This window comes from Paraburkholderia sp. BCC1886 (assembly GCF_900996245.1).
GTDB lineage: Bacteria > Pseudomonadota > Gammaproteobacteria > Burkholderiales > Burkholderiaceae > Paraburkholderia.
Map to the genome: position 1 here is coordinate 1 of NZ_CAAJGK010000109.1, position 480 is coordinate 480.

Annotated in this window: 1 protein-coding gene; it reads right to left on the reverse strand. The window is 64.8% G+C overall.

The annotated features are described in order from the left end of the window. A partial coding sequence (locus FQ746_RS31900) for a hypothetical protein (protein ID WP_144113806.1) occupies positions 1-225 on the reverse strand: 225 nt, incomplete at its 3' end. Positions 226-480 lie beyond the last annotated feature (255 nt).

The window sequence follows — 480 nt, forward strand, 5'->3', positions numbered from 1 at the left end:
GACGATCAGCGCGCCGATCACGCCGGCCACCGCGAACAGCCCGGCGAACCACAGCGCGATGCGCGTGCCGATCGAGCGACGGCGGGGCTCACGATCGTCGCGATCGCGGTCGCGACGGTTGTCGCCGCCATGGCGATCGGACTCATCCGCGTAGAACGCACCGGAAGGCGAGCGGCGTAACTTGTAATTGGGTTCGGAGTCGGACGGGCGTTTGATGATCGGCATGTCGGAATGGCGGGCGCGGCTGCGGCACCGTGGGCGTGCGCGGTTGGACTGCAGTGACGCGCGTGTGGATCGATACGTCAGGCTTTACGCGATGAGGATGGAGCGTAGCACGTCGACAGACCCCGGCACGCAGGGATCCGTTCCCGCGACGTGACAGCGCATTTTAATGAAATCGCCCCGGCGTCCCGGCGTTTTTTTGTAAGAATTTCCTCTATTTGCCCCGTCCTGGGGCGCGCGACGCGATTCAGTGCCCAT